The organism is Shigella sp. FC1967 (genome assembly GCF_001743005.1).
Taxonomy (GTDB): Bacteria; Pseudomonadota; Gammaproteobacteria; order Enterobacterales; family Enterobacteriaceae; genus Proteus.
The window spans coordinates 1-692 of the sequence record NZ_MIIZ01001136.1 but is presented as its reverse complement, the minus strand read 5'-3'; the positions used below and the strand labels follow the sequence as shown (position 1 = coordinate 692).

Sequence of the window (692 nt, the reverse complement as noted above, 5' to 3'; positions counted from 1 at the left end):
CCCCCCTTGAGCCATCAGCTTCTGATGTTTCTCTGTATGAGGGATCAGGACCCTTCTGTTGTCAGAACGCACCCTGTCAGGGTCGTTGGTGAACCAATAAACAGGCTCCCACCCGGCACACAACTGGTAACGGTTCACACAAGCCCAGTGGGTTGGACTTGGTGGTTTTGACAGGTTGATCCACGGCCATCTATCCATGAGAGACAGCCCGAGCCGATCATGGAGCGCCAGCACCATTCTTTCAACATAGAGAGATCTGGAGGGGCTCTTGGCCTCGAAGATGTCATTGCTGACATTCAGGACAACGCTTCCTCCTGGCACCAGGTTCTTGACTATCGGTTCGAGCGCCTGGGTTATGAAATCCACCCATTTGGCTTCATCAACGTTTCCATAGCCACGCTGTATTCGGAGCGGAAACGGCGGAGATGTCACACACAGATGCACCGGCTCATCGAGGTCAGAGAAAAAGCTCTTGTTGTTTGACCACACCGCCAGCCCAAGATTTGTTGAATAGGCGACAAGTCGAATGCCACCAAGCGCTTCATGCAGGCCCTTCTTGGTTTTGCTTGAGAGCTCCCAGACACCCCGCTCGCCGTCCACCTTCTGGAGAAGGTTCATCGACTTAAGGGTTTGCTGATACCAGCGTATCTGTCTTTTCAGCTTGCTCCGCTTGACCTTTGCCTTGCCAATTT

The 692-nt window shown here is 53.0% G+C and carries 1 protein-coding gene; it reads right to left on the bottom strand.

The annotated features are described in order from the left end of the window. Positions 1-692: DNA methyltransferase (locus tag BHE89_RS19315; RefSeq protein WP_286146357.1), on the bottom strand; the 692-nt coding region annotated here is incomplete at both ends.